The organism is Longimicrobiaceae bacterium (genome assembly GCA_035936415.1).
In the GTDB taxonomy this organism is placed as follows: domain Bacteria; phylum Gemmatimonadota; class Gemmatimonadetes; order Longimicrobiales; family Longimicrobiaceae; genus JAFAYN01.
The window spans coordinates 1-3,191 of sequence record DASYWD010000455.1; the positions used below are offsets into that span (position 1 = coordinate 1).

General features: G+C 76.6%; 2 protein-coding genes. Both read left to right on the plus strand.

Annotated elements, in window-relative coordinates; genetic code table 11:
• Window positions 1–420 precede the first annotated feature (420 nt).
• Window positions 421–2,796, plus strand: a complete 2,376-nt coding sequence (locus tag VGR37_18370; GenBank protein ID HEV2149374.1) for a GAF domain-containing protein — start codon at window positions 421–423, stop codon at window positions 2,794–2,796.
• A gap of 104 nt (window positions 2,797–2,900) precedes the next feature.
• Window positions 2,901–3,179, plus strand: coding sequence for a hypothetical protein (locus VGR37_18375; GenBank protein ID HEV2149375.1), 279 nt, complete (start codon window positions 2,901–2,903; stop codon window positions 3,177–3,179).
• Window positions 3,180–3,191 lie beyond the last annotated feature (12 nt).

Here is a 3,191-nt window from a genome sequence, read left to right on the forward strand (position 1 = left end):
GCTCGGGGGCACCCGCCTGCGCGGTAGCGCCTTTCCCCTCGGCGCTCTGCGCTCCGGCGGCACGGCCGCCGTCGTCGCCGCAGGCCGCGAGGGCGAGCGGCACCGCGAGTGGAAGGGCGAGAGCACGCATCCGCGCGGCGCCGCGCGCGCGAAGGGCGGAGAGTGGGTGTCGCGTCACCAGGGGACTCCTTGGGCAGAGAGGGAACGGAACGGCCTGTCCGGGCGCCGGATCTGCGTAAGACTACCATACTTGCGTTGTCGTACCAGCGTCGGGCCGCCGGGGTTCCTGCAAGACCGGTGCTCACGGCGGCGGCGGACCCGCGCCCGGATCCCGCCACACGGCTTCCGCCAGGCTCCCGCGCCGGGTAGTTTTGAGGGGGGGGCCCTTCGTCGGGGCCCCACTTCCCGAACGGCTCCCCCATGCCACACCGAGCACCGGACACGCACACGGCACCGCGGACCGCCGCGGACGCGGGAAGCCCGCACGCGAGTGTGGGCGACCTGGCGCGGTGGCTGGAGGCGGAGCAGGCGGCGCGCCTCCGGGCCGAGGCCGAGGTCGAGCGGAGCGTCCTCCTGCTGGAGGTGATGGCCGCGCTTTCCCGCGCCCGCACGACGGCGGAGGCGGGCGAGGTGGCGGCGGCGTGGGGAGCCGGGGCCCTGGGCGCGGTGTTCGGCGTGGTGTGCGGGGTGGACGCGGAGGGACACGACTTGCGGATGCTGGGCGCCCACGGGCTCCCGGACCAGGCGTGCCGCGACTGGGCGCGCTTCCCCGTGGACGCGCCGCTCCCCCTCTCCGTGGCCACCCGGCTCCGGGAGCCCGTGTACCTGGAGTCCCGCGCCGACGCGGAGGCGCGCTTCGCGACGGTGGCGTGGCCGGCGGCGCAGGCCGGCGCCGAGGCGTGGGCGGTGCTCCCCCTGATGGCCGGCGGCCGGGTGCTGGGTGCGGCGGCCTTCGGGTTCGCGGATCCGCGCGCCTTCTCCGCCGCCGACCGCGACTTCCTGGCGACGCTGGCGGAGCAGTGCGCGCAGGCCCTGGAGCGCGCCCGCCTGGACGAGGCCGAGCGCCGCGCGCGGCGCGCCACCGAGCGGCTCCAGGCGCTGGCGGCCGCCCTCTCGGAGGCGGCCACCCCAGCTTCCGTGGGGGAGGTGCTGATGCGGCAGGGAGTCGCCGCGCTGGACGCCTACGCGGGGGTGGTGGTGGTGCGCTCCGGTGGCGAGGTGGAGATCCTCGCCTCCACGGGGTACCCGGAGGAGGCGTGCATGTCCACCGGGCGGAGGTGGCCGCTGGAGGCGAGGATCCCGGTGGCCGAGGCCGCGTGCACCGGGGCGCCGGTGTTCCTGGTCTCGCGCGAGGCGTGGGCGGAGCGGTACCTGGGAGGCCGGCTCCCCGGGGGCCGGAGCCAAGCGTGGGCGGCGGTGCCGCTCGCGCTGGAGGGCGAGCCGCTGGGAGCGCTCCTCTGGACCTTCGAGCGGCCCCAGCCGCTGGGCGAGGACGAGCGGGCGCTGATGACCGCCATCGCGCGGCTGGGGGCGCAGGCGCTGGAGCGAGCCCGGCTGCTGGAGGCGGAGCGGCGGGCGCGGGAGGACGCTGAGCGCGCGGTGCGGCGGATCACGCGGCTGCAGGCCCTCACCGCCGCGCTCGCGGGGGCGCTCACCCCGGCCCAGGTGGCCCGGGCGGTGGTGGAGCACGGGACCGCCGCGCTGGGGGCGGTGGCCGGGGTGGTGGTGCTCGCCTCCGGCGACGGAGGGTCGCTGGAGGTGGCGGACTCGGTGGGCTACCCCCCGGAGCTGCTGGAGCCCTGGGCGCGCTTCCCGGCCACCGCGGACGTCCCCATCGCGGAGGCGTTCCGGACCGGGGAGCCCGTCGTCCTCGGGTCGCGAGAGGAGTGGCTCGCGCGGTATCCGCACCTGCCGCCGAGCGAGGGGCACGGGTCCTCCGCCTCCGTGCCGCTGCTGGTGGAGGGCGAGGTGCTGGGGGCGCTGGGGCTCACCTTCGCGCGCCCGACGGCGCTGGACGACGGGGAGCGCGAGTTCATGCTGGCGCTGGGGCGCCTCTGCGCCCAGGCGGTGCGCCGGGCCGCCCTGTACGCCGCGGCCGATGCGGCGAACCGCGCCAAGTCCGAGTTCCTGGCCACCATGTCGCACGAGCTGCGCACCCCGCTCACGGCCATCATCGGCTACGGCGAGCTCCTGGCCGACGGGATCACGGGGCCGGTGACCGCCGAGCAGGAGCACCAGCTCGGGCGCATCCGCGCCAGCGCCACGCACCTGCTTGGGCTCATCGACGAGGTGCTCACCTTCGCCCGGGTCGAGGCCGGCCGGGAGACGGTGCGCGCGGGACCGGTGGACGTCGCCGGCTCGGTTCACGGTGCCGCGGTGCTGGTCGCACCGCTCGCAGCGCAGAAGGGGCTCGCCCTGCGCGTAGCCGCCCCCGCGCTTCCCGCCACGCTGCACACCGATGCGGGGAAGCTGCAGCAGGTCCTGGTGAACCTCCTCTCCAACGCCGTGAAGTTCACCGACGCGGGCTGGGTGGAGCTTACCGCGGAGGTGCTGGACGCCGCCGTCCGGTACCGGGTGCGCGACACCGGGATCGGGATCCCGGCGGAGCTGCTCGAGCGCGTGTTCGAGCCCTTCACCCAGGTGGAGTCCAGCCCCACGCGCCGCTTCGGGGGCACGGGGCTGGGGCTCAGCGTCAGCCGGCGGCTGGCGCGCCTCCTGGGCGGAGCGCTGGAGGCGGAGAGCGCCCCGGGTGAGGGGAGCACCTTCACGCTCACCCTCCCGCTGGAGCCGGCCTGAGAGCCGTGCGGAACGACGGCAGGCCGTGGCGCATGCTCCTTGCATGGCGATCCGGGCTCGCGAACGTCCTGTTCGTCCGGCCACCCGTCACACCGGAGGAAGCCATGCGTATCGTCCTGTCCCTGCTCGCCGCCGTGCTGCTCGCCGCCGCGCCCGCGGGCGCCCAGTCGTCCGTGCAGGCGGCGGCCGCCGCCGTCCCGACGGTGCCCGCGCCGGTCCCCGCCACCGAGATGGCGATCACGGCGCCCGTGCAGGAGAAGGTGCAGGAGTCCCGGCTCGCCCGCGACCTCCGCGACGACCAGTTCGCGCAGCGGGGGAGCTTCTGGTGGCTGGTCGGTGTGATCGTGGTGGCGGCGGTCATCCTGGCCGTCCTCCTCGACTGACCTCCCGCGGGG

What these genes read in the sequence shown, in the direction of transcription:
- VGR37_18370 (HEV2149374.1), top strand. Translation starts at nt 421, where the DNA reads ATGCCACACCGAGCACCGGACACGCACACGGCACCGCGGACCGCCGCG.
- VGR37_18375 (HEV2149375.1), top strand. Translation starts at nt 2,901, where the DNA reads ATGCGTATCGTCCTGTCCCTGCTCGCCGCCGTGCTGCTCGCCGCCGCG.